The organism is Nocardioides sp. URHA0020, from assembly GCF_000620705.1.
GTDB lineage: Bacteria > Actinomycetota > Actinomycetes > Propionibacteriales > Nocardioidaceae > Nocardioides.
Genome location: NZ_KK211171.1, coordinates 101,937 through 122,459, shown reverse-complemented (window position 1 = coordinate 122,459; position 20,523 = coordinate 101,937). Strand labels below are relative to the sequence as shown.

Below are 20,523 nucleotides of genomic sequence, written 5' to 3'. Positions count from 1 at the left end.
ACCCCCGCAGCGTGGGCAGGGCGTCGTTCGCGGGTGGGCTGTGGGGGTCTCGACGACGCTCAGGCGCCAGCGCGCCTTCGCTGCTCGACCACCGGGACGGCGTACCCCGGTCGATGTCGCGCTTGGGCTGCGGGGGTCTCGACGACGCTCAGGCGCTAGCGCGCCTTCGCTGTTCGACCACCGGGACGGCGCCGGTCGGTCTCCGCGCGCAGGGCGGCATCTTCCCAGCGGCTCCCCAGTGGGTTCCAAGCGTTGCGGTCGAGAGTGGGGTGACAACGACGAGAGGGAACCCGATGAGCGACCCGACCTGGCTGCCGGCCGACTGGCAGCACCCGACCCGCGTGGAGCTGTCCACCGGACACCACCTGCGCCCGATCCACGCCGACGACACGGCCCTGGACCTGCCCGCGGTGATGGGCTCGCGCGACCGGCTGTGGGGCATCTACGGGGAGGCCTGGGGCTGGCCGCCGCCGGCCATGACCGCCGAGCAGGACCGCGAGGACCTGCAGCACCACTGGGACGAGATCCAGGCCCACGAGTCCTTCAACTACGCGCTCTTCGACGCCGACGAGACCGAGCTCATCGGCTGCTGCTACATCGACCCGACCGACAAGGCCGGTGCCGACGCCGACATCTCGTGGTGGGTGCGCGACGAGTACGTCGGGACCGCGGTCGAGACCGCCCTGGACGCGTTCGTGCCCGGCTGGATCACCCGGGACTGGCCGTTCGAGAAGCCTCGGTACGTCGGGATAGCGATCAGCTGGTCCGAGTGGATGGCGATCCCGCGCCAGGGCTGAGGTCGATGACCCGCTCGATCCCGATGTCGTCGAGGAACGCCGGGTCGTGGCTGGCGACCACGAGCGCGCCGCGGTAGGACTCGAGCGCCGAGACGAGGGCGTCGTACGACGCGAAGTCGAGGTTGTTGGTCGGCTCGTCGAGCAGCAGCAGCTGCGGGGCCGGGTCGGCCAGCAGGAGTGCGGCGAGCGTCGCCCGGAAGCGCTCGCCACCGGAGAGGTCGCCGGCCGGACGGTCCGCGGCGGCGCCGCGGAAGAGGAACCGAGCGAGCTGCGACCGTACGACGTTGGGGTCCGCGCCCGGTGCACGGGCCGCCACGTTGGCGTAGACGCTCGCGTCGTCGTCGAGCACGTCGAGGCGCTGGGGCAGCAGCGCGACCGGCACCCGCGCCCGACCGGCGAGCCGGTGCAGCAGCGTCGTCTTGCCCGACCCGTTGGGGCCGACCAGGGCGATCCGGTCGGGACCGGAGACGGCGAGGTCGTCGCCCTCGAGCACGACTCGTCCGCGCGGCACCTCGGTGCCGGGCAGGTCGATCCGGATCTCGCGGTCCTCGCGCAGCCGTGACTCCGCGTCGCTCAGTCGCTCTCGCGCCCGCTCGAGGCGGGCCTCGTGGACGCCGCGCAGCCCGGCGGCGGAATTCTCCGCCCGGTTGCGCTTGTAGTGGATCTGCGCCTTGCCGAGCCCGGTGCTGGACTCGGCCTTGCGCGCCTGCCGGCGGCGCCCTGCCAGCTGCCGCTCGGCCTCGGCCCGGTCGTTGCGCTGGCGCCGTACGTCGGAGCGCGCGCTGCTCACCGCGTGCTCGGCGGCGTCCTGCTCGGCCTCCACCTGGGCGGCGTAGGACGAGTAGCCGCCGCCGTACCACCGCACCGTGCCGCCGCGGAGGTCGCCGATCCGGTCCATCCGCTCGAGCAGCTCGCGGTCGTGGCTGACGACCAGCAGGGAGCGGCTCCAACCGTCGACCAGGTCGTAGAGCCGGTGCCGGGCGTCGCCGTCGAGGTTGTTGGTGGGCTCGTCCAGCAGGAGGACGTCGGGACGTCGCAGCAGCAGTCGCGAGAGGCCGAGCTGGGTGACCTCGCCGCCCGACAGCTCGCCCAGCCGCCGGTCGAGGACGTCGGGAGGCAGGCCGAGACGACCGAGCTCGGCGACCGCGCGGTCCTCGACGTCCCAGTCGTCGCCGATCACGTCGTAGAGGTGGGCGTCGACGTCGCCACGCTCCACGGCGCGCACCGCTCGGCGTACCTCTCCGATGGCGAGGAAGTCGTCGACCGGCTGGTCGACGTCGAGGGTGAGGTCCTGGGGCAGGTAGCCGATCTCGCCGCTGGCGGTCAGGTGGCCGGCCGTGGGCGTCAGGAGGCCCGCGACGAGGCGCAGCAGCGTGGACTTGCCGGCGCCGTTGACGCCGACCAGCGCGGAGCGACCAGGAGGGACGAGAAGGTCCAGGTCCTGGAGGACCGGGGTGCCGTCGGGCCAGGCGAAGCCGAGGCGGGACGCACTGATGGCAGGGGTGGTTGCGGGCATGGCGGAGCTCTCGGTGAGTAGGGGACGGCACACTCACTCAGAGCTTCAATGCGACCTGCCGGGGAGGAGGGGATGTGGCCTCGCCAGGCTAGGCAGCCGCCGGCCCGGACGCCACCGGATATTCGGACGGCTGCGCGGTAGAGTCGGCCCACAGCACAGCGTCGTGCCATTCAACCCGCACCACCCGCGAGGACTAACGCTGTGAGCATGCCGCCCGTCGTACTCATCGCCGAGGAGCTGAGCCCCGCCACCGTCGAGGCGCTGGGCCCGGACTTCGACATCCGCCACTGCAACGGCGCTGACCGCGCCGAGCTGCTGACGGCGATCGGCGACGCGGACGCGCTGCTCGTCCGCTCGGCCACCAAGGTCGACGCCGAGGCGCTGGCCGCCGCGAAGCGGCTCAAGGTGGTCGCCCGGGCCGGCGTCGGGCTGGACAACGTCGACGTGCGCGCCGCGACCCAGGCCGGGGTCATGGTCGTCAACGCGCCGACGTCCAACATCGTCTCCGCGGCCGAGCTCGCCGTCGCGCTGATGCTCGCCGCCGCTCGCCACGTCTCGCCCGCGCACGCCGCGCTCAAGGCGGGGGAGTGGAAGCGCTCGCGCTACACCGGCATCGAGCTCTACGAGAAGACCGTCGGCATCGTGGGGCTGGGCCGGATCGGCGTCCTCGTCGCCCAGCGCCTCTCGGCCTTCGGCATGAGGGTCATCGCCTACGACCCCTACGTGCAGGCCGGCCGCGCCGCGCAGATGGGCGTGCGGCTGGTCGACCTCGACACCCTGCTGGCGGAGGCCGACTTCATGTCGGTGCACCTGCCCAAGACCCCCGAGACCCTCGGCCTGATCGGCGTCGAGCAGCTGGCGAAGGTCAAGCCGTCCCTGGTTCTCGTCAACGCCGCACGCGGCGGCATCGTCGACGAGCCGGCCCTGTACGCCGCGCTCAAGGAGGGCCGGGTCGCTGGCGCCGGGCTCGACGTCTTCACGTCCGAGCCGTGCACCGACAGCCCGCTCTTCGAGCTCGAGAACGTCGTCGCCACGCCCCACCTCGGTGCCTCCACCGACGAGGCCCAGGAGAAGGCCGGCATCGCGGTCGCACGCTCCGTGCGTCTCGCGCTCGCCGGAGAGCTGGTCCCCGACGCGGTCAACGTGCAGGGCGGCGTGATCGCCGAGGACGTGCGCCCCGGGATCCCGCTGAGCGAGAAGCTCGGCCGGGTCTTCACCGGGCTCGCCGGCGAGGTCGCCCAGCAGGTCGACGTCGAGGTGCGCGGCGAGATCACCGACTACGACGTCAAGGTGCTCGAGCTCGCGGCCCTCAAGGGCATCTTCGCCGACATCGTCGAGGAGCAGGTCTCCTACGTGAACGCCCCGCTCCTCGCCGCCGAGCGCGGCATGGCCGTCCGCCTGGTCATCGACCCCGAGAGCCCCGACCACCGCAACCTGATCACCATCCGCGGCACCCTCGCCGACGGCTCCCAGGTCTCGGTCAGCGGCACCCTGGTCGGCATCGGCCAGCGTGAGCGCCTGGTCGAGCTCAACGGGTACGCCGTCGACATCGAGCCCACCGAGCACCTCGCCTTCCTCACGTACGCCGACCGCCCCGGCATGGTCGGCACCGTCGGCGGCATCCTCGGCGAGGCCGGCATCAACATCGCCGGGATGCAGGTCTCGCGCGACGCCAAGGGCGGTCGGGCCCTGGTCGCGCTCTCGGTCGACTCCGTCATCCCCGCCGACGTCCTGGCCGATCTCCACCACGCCATGGACGCCGACTCGGTGCGCGCCGTCGACCTGGTCTGAGTCGACCGGGCCGGCCAGGAGCGCGGGCAGCGCTGGCGCCTAGCCCGCCGCCTTCTTGACCAGCTTGCGGATCAGCTTCTCCTCGGCCTGCCCGATCTCGAGCACGGCGTACGAGGTCACCCACATCGCGCCGTCGTCCAGCCGGGCAGCCTCCTCGAAGCCGAGGGAGGCGTAGCGGGACTTGAACTTCGACGCCGGCTTGAAGAAGACGACGACCTTGCCGTCACGGGCGTACGACGGGAAGCCGTACCAGGTCTTCGGGTCCAGCCCCGGGGCGACGTCGAGCACGATCCGGTGGATCGCCTCCGCGAGCCCGCGGTCGGGCTGCGGCAGGGCCGTGATGGCCTCGACGCACGCCTCGGCCTCGTCGGCCTTCTTGGCGCCGCCCTTCTTCTCCGCGCGCAGCTCGGCGGCGCGCTGCTTCATGGCGGCCAGCTCGTCCTCGGAGAAGCCGGAGTCGGATGTGGTGGTCGTGGTGTTGGTTGCCATGGCGTCACCCTAGGACCGTCTCGCGGGCGAGGCTTCTTGATTCCTGACCGCTTCGCGACGTGGCCGGCGTCGGCCGGAGTCCCTGACGCCAGGTCCGGGTCACCTGCCCTCAGGTCGCGCGCGCGGCGCCCGCCGCGATCAGGCCCTGGCCCGCCGTGTAGGTGGCCATGACGAGCGTCTCCAGGGCCGGTCGGGGCTCGGCGAGCAGGAACTTCTGGGTCGCGAGCACGCTGTCGGAGACGAGGAAGAGCGCGGTGCCGGCCTGCAGCGTCCTGCGTGCCCCCGGCGGCAGCGCGGGGTCGAGCATGCGCGAGCTCGCGAACATCGCGGACAGGATCGTCGCGTACGCCGCGACCGGGGCCCGCAGCGCCGGGTCCTGCCGAGCGGCCGCCGAGCTCATCAGCGGGGTGGCGGTCAGCCAGAGCCCGAGCGCCAGCCTGAGGCCCGCGGTGTCGTAGTCCTCGGTCTCGCCGCGCACGGAGAGGAACGCGGCGATGTAGGCGACGTGCGCCCCGAAGAAGGACCCGACGCCGATCAGGAACGACCGCTTGCTCGGGCCCAGCAGCGCCACGTCGCCGCCCCAGGAGAACGCCTGGGCCGATGCGGTGCCGGTGCGGAGCAGGCCGGTGTGACGGTGGGCCCGACTGCCCGGCGGGACCCGCAAAAAGGCCGTCGCCAACGCCGGCATCAGCGCCGGCTTGAGGGCGTACCGCAGCCGTCGGGCGGTGGTGCTGCTCCGCTTGCCGGCGGCCACGCTGTCAGCGACCGCGAGGGCGGCGAAGACGACGCTGGGGAGCAAGGTCCGGGCTGGAGGCATGCCCTCATCCTGGGTGCTGGCGCCGGCCGCCGCCAGAGCGTCGTGCTCGGCGGCGGGACTCCGTGGGTGGATCAGCGCCTGGTCTCGTAGTGGGCCAGGCTCACGCCGTCGGGGAAGGTCCTCGTCTCCACGAGGCGCAGGTCCACCCAGGCATCCAGGTCACTGAAGAACGGCGTGCCACCACCGACCAGCACGGGGTGCGTGACCACCTGGAACTCGTCGATCAGGCCGGCGCGCATCGCCGCGCCGGCGAGGACGGCGCCGGCGATCTCCATCGGGGCTCCGTCCTCGGCCTTGAGCCGGGCGATCTCGGCCACGGCATCGCCGGTGACCAGGCGCGCGTTGCCCTCGACCTCCTCGAGCGTCGTGGAGAAGACCACCTTCGGCGTCTCCTGCCAGATGCGGGCGAACTCGACCTCGACGGGAGACGCGTCCGGCTGCTGATCCGCGGTCGGCCAGTGCGCGCTCATCAGCTGCCACATCTTGCGGCCGTACAGCGAGAGGCCGATCCCGCGGGCGCGGTCGTTGAACCACTGGTGCAGCTCGACACTGGGCAGCCCCCAGCCGATGTCGTCGCCGCGCGCGGCGATGTAGCCGTCCAGGGTCACGCTCATCGAGTAGATCAGTCTGCTCACGGTGCCAGCCTCGCATCTGTCGGGTCGTTCGTCTGCGTACCGACCGCGACGACAGCAGAGACTCAGCGGTGCCCGTCGCCCGCAGGTCGGGTCAGGCGACCATCACGCGGGTGGTGCGGCCCGAGGAGACAGGACGCTCGCGTACGACGGACCAGGCGGCCGCGACCCGTCGTACGGCCTCCGTCAGCTCGTCGGCGGGGCGGGTCCACGGGATCCGCACGAAGCGGTCCAGGCCGCCCTCGGCGGCGAAGACCGGGCCGGGGGCGATGATCACCCCGCGGCGCTCGGCCTCGGTCGCGAGCGCGGTCCCGAAGGCACCGGGGAGCTGGCACCACAGCGCCAGGCCCCCGCTGGGGCGGTGGAAGTCCCAGTCGGGGAGCAGGTCCTCGACGGCGCCGATCAGGGCGTCGCGCTGCGAGCGCAGCCGCACCCGGTTGGCGGTCAGGATCTCGTCGGCGTCGCCCAGGAGCCGCGCGAGCACCAGCTGTTCGAGCACCGGAGCGCCGAGGTCCATGCTGACCCGCGCCTGGGTGAGCCGCTCCATCTGGCCCCGGGGTGCTCGGATCCACCCGAGCCGCAGGCCACCCCAGAAGGACTTGCTGGCGCTGCCGATCGTGATCGTCTCCGGTGCGTACGCCGCGAACGGCCGCGGCATCGGCTGTCCCTCGAGCGCCAGCGCCTGATGGGCCTCGTCGACCACGGCCACCGTGTGCGCGCGCCGCAGGACCTCGGCGTACGCCGCCCGCTGGTCGTCGCTCATCAGGTGGCCGGTCGGGTTCTGGAAGTCCGGGATCAGGTAGGCCAGCCGGGGCGACGTCTGGCGCACGGTCGCGGCCACCGCGTCGAGGTCCCAGCCCTCCGGGTCGACCGGGCTCGGCGTCAGCCGGGCGCCCGCGTGCCGGAGGGCGTCGGTCGCGTTGGGGTAGGTCGGCGTCTCCACCAGCACCCGGTCGCCGGGGCCGGTGAAGGCCTGCGCCACGATCGACGCGGCGGTGAGCGCCCCCGGCGTCACCATGATCTGGTCGGGCGGGGTCGGCAGGCCGCGCTCGTCGTACGACGCCGCGATCGCCGCCTGGAGGCTGGGCAGGCCGGCGGGGAAGTAGCCGTGACCCCCGAGGTACGCCGGGAGGTCGGCCGCGGCCTCGGCATAGGCGTGGGCGATGCCGGGTGGCGCCGACGGGGCTGCGCAGTTCAGGTCGATCGCGTCGCCGTCGCCCGGGCGGGGGAGCAGGGCCCGGTCGTGCGCGCGGCTCCGGCCGCCCGGCACCCGGGTGAACGTGCCCGACCCGCGGCGCGCCTCGGCGTACCCGGCCTCGCGCAGCGCGGCGTACGCCCGCGTCACCGTGGTGCGTGAGACGCCGAGGGCGCCGGTGAGCTCGCGCTCGCTGGGCAGCCGAGTCTCGACGGCGATCCGACCGTCGCCGATCAGCAGGGTCAGGGCGTCGGCGAGGCCGGCGTACGCGGGGGAGCGGTCGAAGTCGCCGACCAGGGTGGCCACCCGTCCGGCGCTGAGCAGGAGCGTCATGCAGGCCACTCTTCCATGATTGGCTATTGGAGAGAAGGCCAATCCTCGCGATCATGGACGCGTGACCATCATCGCCGCCGCGGGCAGCAGTGCCGCACCACGTCCCCTCGCCGACCTGGGGCCCCTCGCCCAGCTGCGCACCGGCCGCCTCGGGCGCCGGCTGCCGCAGCTCTACGTCGGCCTGGTGGCGTACGGCGTCTCGCTGGCGATGATGGTGCGCGGTGACCTCGGCCTCGCACCGTGGGACGTGCTGCACTCCGGACTGATCCGCTACGTCCCGATCACGCTCGGGCAGGCGGTCGTGGTGATGAGCTTCGTGGTGCTGGTCCTGTGGATCCCGCTGCGGGAGAAGCCGGGCATCGGCACGATCTCCAACGCCCTGGTCGTGGGCTTCTCGGCCGACGCCACCCTCGCGCTGCTCGACCGCCCGGATGCGATGGCGCTGCGGATCGCCCTGATGCTCGGCGGCGTCGCGCTGTGCGCCCTCGCGTCGGCGCTCTACATCGGCGCCCAGCTCGGGCGGGGTCCGCGAGACGGGCTGATGACCGGGATCGCGCGCCGCAGCGGCCGCTCGATCCGGCTGGTGCGCACCGGGATCGAGGTCACGGTCGTCGTGATCGGGCTGCTCCTCGGCGGGACCGTGGGCGTGGGCACCGTGCTCTACGCGCTCGCGATCGGTCCGTTGACGCAGCTCTGGCTGCCGGCCTGGACGATCCAGCCCCGGCCCGTGACCGACGGTGGTGCCGAGGCCCGTCGCGCGACCTGAGGCGTCCCGGGCACGAACGTGATGCCGTCGGACGTCTCAGGAGCGCCCGCGGCCGGGACGGATCTGCCACACTTCCGAGCACCACCGATCGGGAGGCACGGCATGACCGACAACCAGGGCGAGGCAGCCGTCGCACCACTGGCACCGCCAGAGGCGACGCTGACCCTGACGGCGCCCGAGGCGTCGCCGGCGATCACCACGACGCAGGCGCCGCGGATGGCCCCGCAGGTCTCGGCCGAGGCGCTGCCCGAGCTCGATGCCAAGGTGGACGGCTTCATGTCCGCGCTCAGCGCGACGGCGGTCAACAGCCCGGAGTTCGCGAAGCAGGCCGAGAGCGTGCGCACGATGGGTGACGCCGACATCCGCAAGGCCGCGGAGACCTCCAACCGGATGCTGGAGCAGCCGGTCCGCGCGCTCCAGGAGGGCGGCATCGCCCAGGGCTCGACGGTCGGCAAGACGCTCCTGGAGCTGCGCCGCACGGTCGAGGACCTCGACCCGAGCCAGGCCACCGGCACGCGCAAGTGGCTCGACCTGCTGCCCTTCGGCGACAAGGTCACCGACTACTTCCGCAAGTACCAGTCCGCGCAGAGCCAGCTCAACGGGATCCTGCACAGCCTGCGCAACGGGCAGGACGAGCTGACCAAGGACAACGTCTCCCTCAACCTCGAGAAGACGAACCTGTGGGCCTCGATGGGCCGGCTCAACCAGTACGTGTACGTCGCCGAGCGGCTCGACACCAAGCTGTCCGCGAAGATCGCCGAGCTCGAGCTCTCGGACCCCGACGCCGCCAAGGCGCTGTCGCAGGACGTGCTCTTCTACGTCCGCCAGAAGCACCAGGACCTGCTCACCCAGCTGGCCGTCTCGATCCAGTCCTACCTGGCGATCGACATCATCATCAAGAACAACATCGAGCTCATCAAGGGCGTCGACCGGGCGTCGACGACGACGATCTCCGCCCTGCGCACGGCGGTCATCGTGGCCCAGGCGCTGGGCAACCAGAAGCTGGTCCTGGACCAGATCACGGCGCTCAACACCACCACGTCCGGGATGATCCAGCGCACCTCCGAGATGCTCCGCGACAACTCCGCGGCCATCCAGGACCAGGCCGCGTCGTCGAGCATCGGGATCGAGCAGCTGCAGGCCGCCTTCGCCAACATCTACGCGACCATGGACTCCATCGACGAGTTCAAGCTCAAGGCACTGGACTCCATGTCGGCCACGATCGGCGTGCTCGAGACCGAGGTCGACAAGTCCAAGGCCTACCTCGACCGGGTGCAGGCCCACGACGCGCGCAACGCCGCCGGCGCCCTGGATCTCTCCGCGTTGCCGACCAGCTGAGCCGTGGGCCTGAAGTCATGGCTGGGTCGCCGTCGTGGTGAGGCCGAGGCGGCGGATCGGGCCATCCCGTCCCCGCCCACCGAGCAGGAGATCCTGGCCGCCCTCAACCGGGTGCACGCGATGCTCACCGAGGGCAACGCGCCGCCGGTCATCACCTCGCGGGTCGTCCGGATCGCCCGCACCATCCGGGACACGCTGCCGCAGCTGCGCCACCTCGGCGCCGGCACGATCGAGAGCTACTCGGTGATGGCGACGGCGACCGACTACCTGCCCGAGGCGGTCGGCGGCTACCTCCGGCTGCCCCGCGAGTGGGCCGACACCCGCCCGATCGACGGCTACAAGACCTCGCTGATGGTCCTGGTCGACCAGCTCGAGCTCCTCGCGTCCACGATGGACAAGATCCTCGACGCCGCCAACCGGGCGGACGCCCAGGCGCTGATCGCGCACGGCATGTTCCTGCAGGCCAAGTTCGGCACGCCCGACGGCCCGGACCTCACGTTGGGACCGCCGGCATGACCGACCCGCTCTCGCTCTCCGCGGCGCTGGCGGCCCTCGAGTCCGCCGCGAGCGCTGCCGGCATCGACCCGGCCGAGGCGCGCACCGAGGGTGAGCGCCTCGCCGCCACCGTCGCGGAGCCGGCCCGCGGCGCGTACGTCGACTGGTCGGAGCAGACCGGAGGCGGTCGCTCCGCCGAGGACTTCATGGATGCCGCGTCGCGCGGGCGCCGCTACCGCTCCGCACCGACGCCGACCATGAGCAGCCTCGCGCTGGCCTGCTCGGCCCACGCGCCGGCGTACGCACGCGCCCTCGCCGACGTCGCCCTCGCGGGGAGCATGCTGGGCGAGGCCACCGCGCGCACGGTCGGCAACGCAGCGACGGCAGCCGCGGCCCAGCTGGTCGAGGCGCCCACCGCGCCGGTCGCCTTCCCCGGCCTCACGACCGGTGCGTCGACGCCCTCGCCGCCGCCCGTCGACCCGACGCGAGCCGCTCCCGCAGCCCCGGCCGAGACGCCCCGGCCGGCCGAGGCGGCCGATCCGGAGCCCGAGCCGAAGTCGGTCGAGGAGCTGCTCGCCGAGCTCGACGCCCTCGTCGGGCTGACCGAGGTGAAGGCCGAGATCCACCGCCAGGCCGCGGTCCTGCGCGTCGAGGGGCTGCGGGCCGAGGCCGGGCTCAAGGCGCCCACGATCACGCGGCACATGATCTTCAACGGCAACCCGGGCACCGGCAAGACCACGGTCGCCCGCCTCGTCGCCGGCATCTACCGGGCGCTCGGGCTGCTCTCGAAGGGCCAGCTGGTCGAGGTCGACCGGTCCGAGCTGGTGGCCGGCTTCCTGGGCCAGACCGCCATGAAGACCGCCGAGGTGGTGAAGTCCGCCGAGGGCGGGGTGCTCTTCATCGACGAGGCCTACTCGCTCTCCGGCGACCAGTACGGCACCGAGGCCATCGACACGCTGGTGAAGGAGATGGAGGACAAGCGCGACGACCTGGTCGTCATCGTCGCCGGCTACCCCCTCCCGATGGCGGTCTTCATCGCGCAGAACCCCGGTCTCGAGAGCCGCTTCCGCACCACCATCGACTTCGCCGACTACACCGACGACGAGCTGGCCTCGATCTTCGCGGTGATGGCCGGCGCCGCGGAGTACGACGCCGACGATGCCGTCGTCGCCCGGCTGCGCGAGATCCTCGGAACCGTGCGCCGCGGTCCGACCTTCGGCAATGCTCGCTACGTGCGCAACATCCTCGAGGCCGCGATCGGCCGCCACGCCTGGCGGCTGCGCGACATCGAGGCGCCGACGGTCGAGCAGCTGCGCACGATCGTGGTCGACGACCTGGACCCCGTGGTGGCCGACGGCCCGACGGACGCCGTCGAGTGGGAGACCCCGGCCGACCCGGCCGCTGACGAGGAGACGCCATGACCCAGACCCAGGCGCCACCAGCGGCCGCGACCGCGACCGCCGCCCCGGCGACCCCGCCGACCCCGGCCGCGTCGGCCGCGTCGGCCCGCCGCGACCGCACCGAGGACGTGCCTCGGCTGCTGAGCCGCTGGCAGGTCGTCGCCGTGCTCGCCTGCCTGCTCTTCGCCGCGCTGACCGCCGGCCTCCAGGCGCTCTCGTGGAGTGCCAACCGGGCCGCCGCCGACAACACCGAGCAGCTGGTCCGGGTGCAGAACATCCAGTCCACGCTCTTCCGCGCCGACGCCCTCGCCACGACCGCGTTCCTCACCGGCGGGCTGGAGCCACCGGAGCAGCGGGCGGCGTACGACGAGGCCATCGAGACCGTCACCCGCCAGATCACGGAGGCCGCCGAGGCGCAGCCGGCCGACCGCGCGGCGCTCGCCGACCTCAGCGCCGCGGTCACCGACTACAACTCGACGATCGCGCAGGCCCGGGCCAACAACCGCCAGGGCTTCCCGGTCGGCGCCGAATACCTGCGGACCGCCTCCACCGGGCTCCGCGACACCAGCGTCGAGGGCTCCGCCATCCCCCTCGTCCAGGCTCTCGTGGCCGCCAACGCGGAGCGCGCCGAGGACGAGCTCGGGGCCCAGCACCCGCTGCTGGTCCTGCTGCCGGGGCTGGTCGCGCTGGGGCTCCTCTTCTGGGTCAACCGCAACCTGGCCCGCCGCTTCCGGCGGCGGATCAACCTCGGGATCGCGGCCGCCTTCCTGACCGTCGCCGCCCTGACCCTCGTCGCCTTCGTGGTCGCCGCGATCCAGGCCGGCAACAACGCCGACCTGCGCGACGGCAGCTACGCGACGTCCTACCGCGAGTCCACGGCGCGGACCGCCGGCAACGACGCCAAGGCCAACGAGAGCCTCCGGCTGATCTCCCGCGGCTCGGGCCAGGTCTACGAGGACCGGTGGACAGCCGCGTCGGACGTCGTGCGCGCCAACGCCTCCGACGTGACCGAGGCGATGTGGGACGACTACGCGGGCGTCCACGACAAGATCGTCGAGCTCGACGACGGCGGCCGCTACGACGCGGCCGTCGAGCTCGCCACCACCCAGGAGGACGCCGGGTCGACGGCCAAGCTGAACGCCTTCGACGCGCGCTCGCAGAAGGTGGTCAGCGAGTCCGGGGCAGCGACCACCGACGCGCTGCGCAGCGGCAACACCGGCATCCTGGTGCTCGGGATCGTGACGCTGCTGCTCGGGATCGCCGCTGCGGGGATGTCCGTCTGGGGCATCGGGCTCCGACGGAGGGAGTACGCATGAGCGCCCGTCGTACGACGCTGCGGACCCTCGTGGCCGCTGCCGCACTGGTGGTGCTGGCCGGGTGCGGCTACTCGGCCACGCCGATCCCTAAGGCCGTCGTCCCGGAGCCGGCGGCCCCGGCCTCGAGCACGCCGTGCACCGACACCGGCGACCCGACCCGGTCCTACCAGCCGACCGCAGGCGGGGTGCCCGCCCCCGGCGACGTGCCGGCCGGCTCGACGATGGCCGAGATCCGCAAGCGCGGCTTCCTGGTCGCCGGCGTCTCGGGCGACAGCTACCTCCTCGCGTCCCGCAACCCCTTCTCCGGGGTCGTCGAGGGCTTCGACATCGACATGGTCGACCAGATCGCGGCCGCCATCTTCGGCACCGCGAAGGGGCACGTGCAGCTGCGGGTCATCGCGGCCTCGGACCGGATCCCGCTCCTGCAGTCGGGCGAGATCGACGTCGTCTCACGCAACATGACCATCAACTGCGCGCGCTGGGACCAGATCGCGTTCTCGGCGGAGTACTTCCACTCCGGCCAGAAGATCCTGGTGCAGAAGGGCTCCGGCATCACCCAGGTCGAGCAGCTCTCGGGCAAGCGCGTGTGCGCCCCGGCCGGCACCACCAGCCTCGACAACATCCAGGAGCTCGCGCCGGACGCGGTCCCGGTCACGGCCGGCAACCACACGGGCTGCCTGCTGAAGTTCCAGAACGGCGCGACCGACGCGATCACCGGTGACGACACGGTCCTGGCCGGACTCGTCGCCCAGGACCCGTACGCCGAGGTGGTGACGGGCAAGGCCCTGACCGACGAGCCGTACGGCATCGGGGTGAACGCCGACAACGTCGACCTGGTGCGCTTCATCAACGCCGTGCTCGAGCAGATGCGCGCGGACGGGTCGTGGCAGGCGTCGTACGAGAAGTGGCTGAAGCCCTCGCTGAAGTTGGACGCTCAGCAGCCGACGCCGGTCTACGGTCGATGAGCTGCCGATGACCACCGCTCCCGTCGCACCCGGCGCGATCGGCTCCGCACCGGAGCCGGCCGTGCTGCAGGGCTACCTGAGCGACCTCGACGACTGGGTGCGGGCCCGGCGCGCGGAGCTCGACGAGGTGGACGGCGCCGCGCTCGCCGCCCAGCGCGGTGCCGACATCGCCTCCGACATGATGCTGTCGCTCGCCCTGTGGAAGGCGGTCTCCGACCGCTGGCAGCTGATGTGGGCGACGTGGGACGGCGGCCGCGTGGGAGTCACCGAGCGCACCCAGATCACCACCCTGATCTGGGGTCGCCTCGACGGCACCCTCGACACCCAGGACCTCGGGGCGCTGGCCGTCTCGCTGCCCGAGGCCTGCCGGCTCTCCGACGCGCTGGCCGGCCAGCTGCGCACGACGCTCGCGCTGATGCCCGGCGCCGACGCCGCCGCCGCCCGGATCAAGGACCTGCGGGCCCAGCTCGAACGGGTCCGCGACCAGGTGGGTCTCGAGCCCGCGCTCGCGCGCGACGCCGCCGTCGACCGGCTCGCGGCGCTGCTGCACCGGCTGGCCGACGTGACCGAGCGAGCCCAGCGCGGTGCCGACGTGGGCGGCCTGCTGCCGGCGCTGGAGAGCGACGCGTCCACCTTCGAGCGTGACCTCATCGTGGGCAACGCCCGCCGCCGCGACGCCCGCGACCAGCTCGTGTCGGCCCGCGAGCTGCGCGCCGACCTCGTGGCACGGGCCGAGGCGCTGCGGCTGCTCGCGGCGAACTGCGTCCGGATGGTCGAGCCGTCGCCGCGGTACGCCGTACCGGACGTCGAGGCGCTGGGCCCGATCCCGAACACGCCCGAGCGGCTCGGTCCCTACCTCGAGCGGTTGGACCGGGTGTCGCAGGCGCTGACCCTCGCGCAGCAGAGGTACGCCGACGCGCTGGCCGAGCGCACGCAGCTGCTGGACCTCCTCGAGGCCTACGTGGCCAAGGCCAGGTCGCTGGGCCTGGCGGATCGCCCGGACCTGGCCGACAGCGAGTGCCGCGCCCGTGAGGTCCTCGCCCGCGAACCCGCCCCGATGGCCGTCTGCCGCCAGCTCGTCGGCACCTACCAGACCTGGGTCGACCACTCCAAGGAGTCCGCATGAAGTGCACCCAGCCCGGCTGCAGCGGCACGATCGCCGACGGCTACTGCGACGTCTGCGGCATGGCCGCCGCACCCGCACCCGCACCCGCAGCCGCCGCCGCGACCCCGGCGTCGACCGCCGGCACGACCCCGCCCGCGGACGGCACGCCGTGCACCCAGCCCGGCTGCACCGGCTCGATCCTCGACGGCTACTGCGACGTGTGCGGCTCGCCCGCCGTGAGCGTCGCGCACGAGGCGCAGCCGCTGTCGGGCGGGGACGCCTCCGTCGCCACCTCGGCCAGCAAGGTGCAGTCCGCCGCCATCGGCTCGCGGCTCGCGCAGTCGTCCGGCACGACCTCCACGCGGCGTACCCGCTCGGGCTCGCAGCGGGTCCGCGCCGCCCGCCTCGGCGCCGGGCTGACCGTGGTGCCGCCGGCCCCCGCGGTCGACGCCAGCAAGGCGATCAACCCGCACCCGGAGGTCCCGGAGGACAAGCGGACCTGCTCGAAGTGCGGCAACGCGATCGGTCGCAGCATCGAGGGCAAGCCCGGTCGCACCGAGGGCTTCTGCCCCCAGTGCGGCCAGGAGTTCTCGTTCACGCCCAAGCTGCAGCCCGGCGACGTCGTCGGCGGTCAGTACGAGGTGGTCGGCGCGATCGCGCACGGCGGCCTCGGCTGGATCTACCTCGCCAAGGACCGCAACGTCTCCAACCGCTGGGTGGTGCTCAAGGGCCTGCTCAACTCCGGTGACCCCGACGCGCTCGCCGCGGCCATCGCCGAGCAGCAGTTCCTCGCCCAGGTTGAGCACCCGCTAATCGTCGAGATCTACAACTTCGTGACCCACGAGGGCGCCGGCTACATCGTGATGGAGTACGTCGGCGGCAAGTCGCTCAAGCAGATCCTGAAGCAGCGGATGAGCGACAACAACGGCACGTACGACGCGCTCCCGGTCGACCAGGCGCTCGCCTTCGTCCTCGAGGTGCTGCCCGCCTTCCAGTACCTCCACGACCTCGGCCTCGTCTACTGCGACTTCAAGCCCGACAACCTGATCCAGGTCGGTGACGCGATCAAACTGATCGACCTCGGCGGCGTACGACGCATCGACGACCAGGACTCCGCGATCTACGGCACCGTCGGCTACCAGGCGCCCGAGGTCGCCGAGGTCGGCCCGAGCGTGGCCAGCGACATCTACACGATCGGGCGCACCCTGGTCGTGCTCTGCATGGAGTTCCGCGGCTACCAGGGGACCTACCTCCACACGCTGCCGCCGCCGGAGTCGACGCCGCTCTTCGCCCAGCACGACTCGCTCTACCACCTGATCGCGAAGTGCTGCGCCGCCGATCCGGCCGACCGGTTCGCCTCGGCCGACGAGCTGCGCGGCCAGCTGCTCGGCGTCCTGCGCGAGGTCGTCGCCGCCCGGACGTCCGGCACCGCCCTCACCTCGGCCGCGTCGGTGCTCTTCGAGGCTCCGGCCGCGTCGGCCTCGGTCCTGTCGTGGACCGAGCTGCCGGGGCTGCGGCCCGACACCACCGACGACCAGCACGCGTGGCTGTCCAGCGTCGGCAGCGACGACCCGGCCCAGCGCCTGAAGGACCTGGAGGGGGCGCCCGAGTCCACGGCCGAGGTGCTGCTCGCCCGGGCCCACGCCGCGCTCGAGCTGCTGGACCCGACGCACGCCCACGCGTACGCCGACGAGCTGCTGGCCCAGGACCCGTGGGACTGGCGCGCGCTGTGGATCGACGGGCTCGCGGCGATGCAGGAGCAGGACTGGCCCGCCGCCCAGTCGGCGTTCAACGCCGTCTACCAGCAGGTGCCCGGCGAGCTCGCGCCCAAGCTGGCGCTCGCGATCGCCTGCGAGAAGGGCGGCCTGCCCGACGTCGCCGAGGGCCTCTACCTCACCTGCGCGGCCACGGACGCGACGTACGTCGCTCCCTCGGCCTTCGGGCTGTCCCGGGTGCGCGCCGACCGCAGGGACACCCCGGGTGCGGTCGCGGCCCTCGACCAGGTGCCCTCGACCAGCCGCGGCTACCCGGAGAGCCGGCAGCTGCGGGCCGAGGTGCTGCTCGCCGGCGGCGGCAGCGACCTGGCCGTGCTCGACCAGGCGATGCGCAGCATCGAGTCGGTCTCGATGGACGGCACGGCGCGCCAGCGCTACACGGTGCGGATCCTCTCGCAGGCGCTCGACGTCGTGACCGCCGGCAACGCGGCCGCCCTGGGTGCCGCCTCCAGCCGACCGGCGCCTACGGTGGGCAGCCACGAGGCGACCGAGGACGGTCTGCGCGACGGGCTCGAGAAGGCCTACCGTGCGCTGGCCCGTGACGCCCCGCTCCTCGAGGACCGGGTCGGGCTCGTCAACAAGGCCAACGAAGTGCGGAGCTGGACGCTGACATGAGCGAGACCCCGAGCCCGACGACCACGTGCCCGTCCTGCGGCGCCGCGGCACCGACGGGTGCGAAGTTCTGTGAGAGCTGCGGCACGCCCCTGGGTGGCGACGCCGGGCCGGTCGCCGCCGCGCCTGCGGCCACCGAGGCCAGCCCCATCGACGACCTCGGCAGCGGACCGATCAGCGCACCGACCCACCGCAACCTGGCCGCTCCGGCGGCCGACGCCGGCCCGCGGCCGTGCCTGGTCTGCCAGGGCACGGTCGGCGCCGACGGCTACTGCGAGACCTGCGGGGCCAAGGCGCCCACCGAGCGCGACCACTTCCGTGGGACGCCCGCCCCGTGGGTGGCCGGCGTCTGCGACCGGGGCATCGTGCACCACCGCAACGAGGACGCGATGGCGCTCCTGGCCTCCGACGCGCCGGGGGAGCGGGCGGTCCTCGTCGTCCTCGACGGGGTCTCGAACTCGATCGACTCCGACGTCGCCTCCCTGGCCGGCGCGAAGGCCGCGCTCGAGGCGCTGCGGGCGCCGTTCCCGCGCGGGATGGGTACGCCGGCCAGCCGGTCGAGCGCCGTCACCCAGGCCCTCGGGGCGGCCGCGGCCGCGGCCAACGCCGCCGTGGTCTCGGTGACCGACCCCGCCTCGACCAACCCCGCCTCGGCGACCTTCGTGGTCGTCGTCGTCGAGCAGGGACTGCTGGCGTACGCCAACATCGGCGACTCACGCGCCTACTGGCTGCCCGACGGCGGCCCGGCGGTCCAGCTGACCGTCGACGACTCGGCCGCGCAGCAGCAGATGGAGGCCGGCGTACCCCGCGAGGTCGCCGAGACCTCGCCCCAGGCGCACGCGATCACCAAGTGGCTCGGGCGCGACGCGCCCGACATCGCGCCACGCACCGGGCAGCTCGAGGTCGCCGGGCCCGGCTGGCTCCTGGTGTGCTCCGACGGCCTGTGGAACTACGCGTCCGAGCCTGAGGCCCTCGCCGCCCAGGTCGCCGCGGCGGGCACCGCCGTACCCCTCGATCTCGCCCTCGCCCTGATCGCGTTCGCCAACGCCCAGGGCGGACGAGACAACATCACCGCAGCCGTGGCGCGCATCGAGCCCGCCGCGACCGTCCCGGATCCGGGGCAGAATGCCAGCGAACCCGCGCTCGACCACCAGGAGGAGTCCGATGGCTGAGTTCACCGCCAGCGTCTACCAGAACGAGTTCCTCCCGGACGGAGGCACCGACGTCAACGCGATCATCACCGTGACCTGCTCCGGCGCCGGCACCGCCGGGCAGACGGGCGGGGGAGCGGCCGGCGAGATCATCATCGTCGACACCTCCGGCTCGATGGGTCCCGAGACGATGCAGGCGGCCCGCTCGGCCGCCCAGGCGGCGCTCGCGGAGATCGTGGACGGCACCTGGTTCGCCGTCATCTCCGGCTCCGACCACGCGGAGCTCGCCTACCCGCCGGTGGCCTCGGGTCCCGGCCTCGCGCGGATGGATGCCACCTCGCGGGCCCAGGCCAGCGAGGCGATCGGCCGGTTCACCGGCGCGGGCGGCACGGCGATCAGCACCTGGCTCGACCTGGCCGGCACCGTCTTCGCGTCCGTGCCCGAGGTGACCCAGCGGCACGCCATCCTGCTGACCGACGGTGAGAACCGCGAGCGGCCCGGAGCCCTCGACGCCGCCATCGCCCGGGCCACCGGCTACTTCCAGTGCGACTGCCGCGGCGCCGGGACCGACTGGGTCGTCGAGGAGGTGCGCCGGATCTCCCAGGCCCTGCTGGGGACCGTCGACATCATCCCCGAGCCGGCCCAGATGCAGGCCCAGTTCCAGGAGATGATGCGGGCCTCGATGGCGCGCGGTGTCTCCGACGTCCAGCTGCGGGTGTGGGCCCCGCAGGGCGCCCAGATCCTCTTCGTGCGCCAGGTCGCCCCCTCGGTCGAGGACCTGACCGACCGGCGGGTGGAGGTGAACCCGCTGACCGGTGGCTACCCCACCGGCGCGTGGGCCGACGAGTCCCGCGACTACCACGTCGGCGTGCGGGTGGCGGCCAAGGCGATCGGCCAGGAGCAGCTCGCCGCGCGCGTGCAGCTGGCGATCGGCGCGGACGTCGTGGCGCAGGGCCTGGTCAAGGCCACCTGGTCGGGCAACTCCGAGCTCACCGCGAGGATCGACCAGCAGGTCGCGCACTACACGGGGCAGACCGAGCTCGCCGCGATGATCCAGGAGGGGCTCGCGGCCAAGGCCTCGGGCGACACCGCGACCGCCACGACCAAGCTCGGGCGCGCCGTACAGCTGGCCGCCGAGACGGGCAATGACGAGGCGACCTCCAAGCTGCGCAAGGTGGTCGACATCGACGACGAGAAGGAAGGCACCGTCCGGCTCAAGGCCGCGGTGGCCAAGGCCGACGAGATGGCCCTCGACACGGCGTCGACCAAGACGACCCGGATCAAGAAGTGAGCACCTGTCCCGCCGGGCACGAGACGACGGCGACCGACTACTGCGACGTGTGCGGCATCGCCATGGACGCCGCCGCCTCCCCGGCCGCCGCCTCGCCGGCCACCGCACCCACGGCCGCGGCTGCCACCGGGACCTGCCCGAACTGCTCCGCGACCAACCCGGCCAACGCGCTCTTCTGCGAGGCGTGCGGCTACGACTTCACCACCGGGTCGATGCCCCGCCCGGTCGCCCCGCCGACGGTCGCGACGCCCGCGGCGTCGGATGCCGCCGTCACCGGGGCCAACCCGTCGCCGCCGCTCACCGACCACTGGGTGGCCGAGGTCTGGATCGACCCCGACTGGTACGTCGACCAGAAGTCGACCGACCCGCTGCCCTCACCGGGCCTGCCGCTCGTCGTCGCGCTCAAGAACACCTCGATCCTGATCGGGCGCGCATCGCGCAGCCGCAACATCACGCCCGACATCGACCTGTCCTCCGACAACGGGATCAGCCGTCGCCACGCCCAGCTGACGACCGACGGCAGCCGCTGGTGGGTCGAGGACCTCGGCTCCTCCAACGGCACGTACGTCGGCGGCAACGTCGGTGCGCTGCCGACCACCCCGGTGCCCCCCGGGCAGAAGCAGGAGGTCTCCGCCGACGACCGGATCTACGTCGGTGCGTGGACCCGGATCGTCGTACGCCGGGCCGCCGACGGGGAGTTCTGAGAGCGGTGCGCGACCTCCCCGGTGAGCCGGCGAGC

The 20,523-nt window shown here is 73.0% G+C and carries 18 protein-coding genes; 13 read left to right on the top strand and 5 right to left on the bottom strand.

The genetic code is table 11. The annotated features are described in order from the left end of the window. The first annotated feature begins 293 nt into the window (after positions 1-293). Entirely contained in the window at positions 294-797 is a 504-nt protein-coding gene (locus N542_RS0120030; RefSeq protein ID WP_028645447.1) for a GNAT family N-acetyltransferase, read from the top strand. Here the strand turns inward: N542_RS0120030 and N542_RS25815 are convergent. Further along, complete coding sequence (locus N542_RS25815; RefSeq protein ID WP_036509025.1) at positions 757-2,313, bottom strand: ABC-F family ATP-binding cassette domain-containing protein; 1,557 nt, start codon at positions 2,311-2,313, stop codon at positions 757-759. The genes N542_RS0120030 and N542_RS25815 overlap by 41 nt on opposite strands. Before the next feature lie 207 nt (positions 2,314-2,520). On the opposite strand from N542_RS25815, the gene serA reads away from it, so the two are divergent. After that, on the top strand, positions 2,521-4,104 hold the full coding sequence (gene serA, locus N542_RS0120020; RefSeq protein WP_051552135.1) for a phosphoglycerate dehydrogenase: 1,584 nt from the start codon (positions 2,521-2,523) through the stop codon (positions 4,102-4,104). A 39-nt stretch (positions 4,105-4,143) separates the two neighbouring features. Here serA and N542_RS0120015 read toward each other — a convergent pair whose 3' ends face one another. From N542_RS0120015 to yczR, 4 genes are all read right to left on the bottom strand, one after another. Continuing rightward, positions 4,144-4,593 carry an iron chaperone gene (locus N542_RS0120015; protein ID WP_028645445.1) on the bottom strand — a complete coding sequence of 150 codons (450 nt, stop codon included), beginning with the start codon at positions 4,591-4,593 and terminating at the stop codon, positions 4,144-4,146. A 109-nt stretch (positions 4,594-4,702) separates the two neighbouring features. Next, complete coding sequence (locus tag N542_RS0120010; protein WP_028645444.1) at positions 4,703-5,410, bottom strand: lysoplasmalogenase; 708 nt, start codon at positions 5,408-5,410, stop codon at positions 4,703-4,705. A gap of 71 nt (positions 5,411-5,481) precedes the next feature. Then, entirely contained in the window at positions 5,482-6,024 is a 543-nt protein-coding gene (locus N542_RS0120005; protein WP_442937512.1) for a dihydrofolate reductase family protein, read from the bottom strand. A 112-nt stretch (positions 6,025-6,136) separates the two neighbouring features. After that, positions 6,137-7,570 (bottom strand): MocR-like transcription factor YczR, encoded by a 1,434-nt coding sequence (gene yczR, locus N542_RS0120000; RefSeq protein ID WP_028645442.1) that lies wholly within the window; start codon positions 7,568-7,570, stop codon positions 6,137-6,139. A 61-nt stretch (positions 7,571-7,631) separates the two neighbouring features. Here yczR and yczE point away from each other — a divergent pair, with 61 nt between their 5' ends. From yczE to N542_RS0119945, 11 genes are all read left to right on the top strand, one after another. Further along, positions 7,632-8,336, top strand: coding sequence for a membrane protein YczE (gene yczE / locus N542_RS0119995; RefSeq protein ID WP_231482782.1), 705 nt, complete (start codon positions 7,632-7,634; stop codon positions 8,334-8,336). 102 nt (positions 8,337-8,438) lie between these two features. Next, a complete protein-coding gene (locus N542_RS25810) occupies positions 8,439-9,674 on the top strand; it encodes a toxic anion resistance protein (protein ID WP_036509022.1) in 1,236 nt (411 codons plus the stop codon). 3 nt (positions 9,675-9,677) lie between these two features. Then, complete coding sequence (locus N542_RS25805) at positions 9,678-10,190, top strand: hypothetical protein (RefSeq protein WP_051552132.1); 513 nt, start codon at positions 9,678-9,680, stop codon at positions 10,188-10,190. Further along, the gene (locus N542_RS25800) at positions 10,187-11,590 is read left to right on the top strand and encodes an AAA family ATPase (protein WP_081795396.1); all 1,404 of its coding nucleotides are present in this window, start codon (positions 10,187-10,189) and stop codon (positions 11,588-11,590) included. Before N542_RS25805 ends, N542_RS25800 begins: the two co-directional genes overlap by 4 nt. Continuing rightward, on the top strand, positions 11,587-12,885 hold the full coding sequence (locus tag N542_RS25795; RefSeq protein WP_051552131.1) for a hypothetical protein: 1,299 nt from the start codon (positions 11,587-11,589) through the stop codon (positions 12,883-12,885). Before N542_RS25800 ends, N542_RS25795 begins: the two co-directional genes overlap by 4 nt. Then, complete coding sequence (locus N542_RS0119970; RefSeq protein WP_028645440.1) at positions 12,882-13,850, top strand: glutamate ABC transporter substrate-binding protein; 969 nt, start codon at positions 12,882-12,884, stop codon at positions 13,848-13,850. The genes N542_RS25795 and N542_RS0119970 overlap by 4 nt, the downstream gene beginning before the upstream one ends. Positions 13,851-13,857: 7 nt before the next feature. Next, positions 13,858-14,976, top strand: coding sequence for a hypothetical protein (locus N542_RS0119965; RefSeq protein WP_036509019.1), 1,119 nt, complete (start codon positions 13,858-13,860; stop codon positions 14,974-14,976). After that, a complete protein-coding gene (locus tag N542_RS0119960) occupies positions 14,973-17,345 on the top strand; it encodes a serine/threonine-protein kinase (RefSeq protein WP_028645438.1) in 2,373 nt (790 codons plus the stop codon). The genes N542_RS0119965 and N542_RS0119960 overlap by 4 nt, the downstream gene beginning before the upstream one ends. After that, positions 17,342-18,514 carry a PP2C family serine/threonine-protein phosphatase gene (locus N542_RS25790; RefSeq protein ID WP_081795394.1) on the top strand — a complete coding sequence of 391 codons (1,173 nt, stop codon included), beginning with the start codon at positions 17,342-17,344 and terminating at the stop codon, positions 18,512-18,514. The genes N542_RS0119960 and N542_RS25790 overlap by 4 nt, the downstream gene beginning before the upstream one ends. Beyond that, positions 18,507-19,784 carry a vWA domain-containing protein gene (locus N542_RS0119950; RefSeq protein ID WP_028645437.1) on the top strand — a complete coding sequence of 426 codons (1,278 nt, stop codon included), beginning with the start codon at positions 18,507-18,509 and terminating at the stop codon, positions 19,782-19,784. Before N542_RS25790 ends, N542_RS0119950 begins: the two co-directional genes overlap by 8 nt. Continuing rightward, complete coding sequence (locus N542_RS0119945) at positions 19,781-20,488, top strand: FHA domain-containing protein (RefSeq protein ID WP_028645436.1); 708 nt, start codon at positions 19,781-19,783, stop codon at positions 20,486-20,488. Before N542_RS0119950 ends, N542_RS0119945 begins: the two co-directional genes overlap by 4 nt. Positions 20,489-20,523: the final 35 nt, after the last annotated feature.

Excerpts from the sequence above, each read along its gene's own strand:
- N542_RS25790 (WP_081795394.1), top strand. The coding sequence starts at position 17,342 with ATGAGCGAGACCCCGAGCCCGACGACCACGTGCCCGTCCTGCGGCGCC.
- N542_RS0120005 (WP_442937512.1), bottom strand. The coding sequence starts at position 6,024 with ATGAGCGTGACCCTGGACGGCTACATCGCCGCGCGCGGCGACGACATC.
- N542_RS0119960 (WP_028645438.1), top strand. The coding sequence starts at position 14,973 with ATGAAGTGCACCCAGCCCGGCTGCAGCGGCACGATCGCCGACGGCTAC.
- N542_RS25810 (WP_036509022.1), top strand. The coding sequence starts at position 8,439 with ATGACCGACAACCAGGGCGAGGCAGCCGTCGCACCACTGGCACCGCCA.
- N542_RS0119965 (WP_036509019.1), top strand. The coding sequence starts at position 13,858 with ATGACCACCGCTCCCGTCGCACCCGGCGCGATCGGCTCCGCACCGGAG.
- N542_RS0119970 (WP_028645440.1), top strand. The coding sequence starts at position 12,882 with ATGAGCGCCCGTCGTACGACGCTGCGGACCCTCGTGGCCGCTGCCGCA.
- N542_RS25800 (WP_081795396.1), top strand. The coding sequence starts at position 10,187 with ATGACCGACCCGCTCTCGCTCTCCGCGGCGCTGGCGGCCCTCGAGTCC.
- yczR (WP_028645442.1), bottom strand. The coding sequence starts at position 7,570 with ATGACGCTCCTGCTCAGCGCCGGACGGGTGGCCACCCTGGTCGGCGAC.
- N542_RS25795 (WP_051552131.1), top strand. The coding sequence starts at position 11,587 with ATGACCCAGACCCAGGCGCCACCAGCGGCCGCGACCGCGACCGCCGCC.
- N542_RS0120015 (WP_028645445.1), bottom strand. The coding sequence starts at position 4,593 with ATGGCAACCAACACCACGACCACCACATCCGACTCCGGCTTCTCCGAG.
- N542_RS0119950 (WP_028645437.1), top strand. The coding sequence starts at position 18,507 with ATGGCTGAGTTCACCGCCAGCGTCTACCAGAACGAGTTCCTCCCGGAC.
- serA (WP_051552135.1), top strand. The coding sequence starts at position 2,521 with ATGCCGCCCGTCGTACTCATCGCCGAGGAGCTGAGCCCCGCCACCGTC.
- N542_RS25815 (WP_036509025.1), bottom strand. The coding sequence starts at position 2,313 with ATGCCCGCAACCACCCCTGCCATCAGTGCGTCCCGCCTCGGCTTCGCC.
- N542_RS0120030 (WP_028645447.1), top strand. The coding sequence starts at position 294 with ATGAGCGACCCGACCTGGCTGCCGGCCGACTGGCAGCACCCGACCCGC.
- N542_RS0120010 (WP_028645444.1), bottom strand. The coding sequence starts at position 5,410 with ATGCCTCCAGCCCGGACCTTGCTCCCCAGCGTCGTCTTCGCCGCCCTC.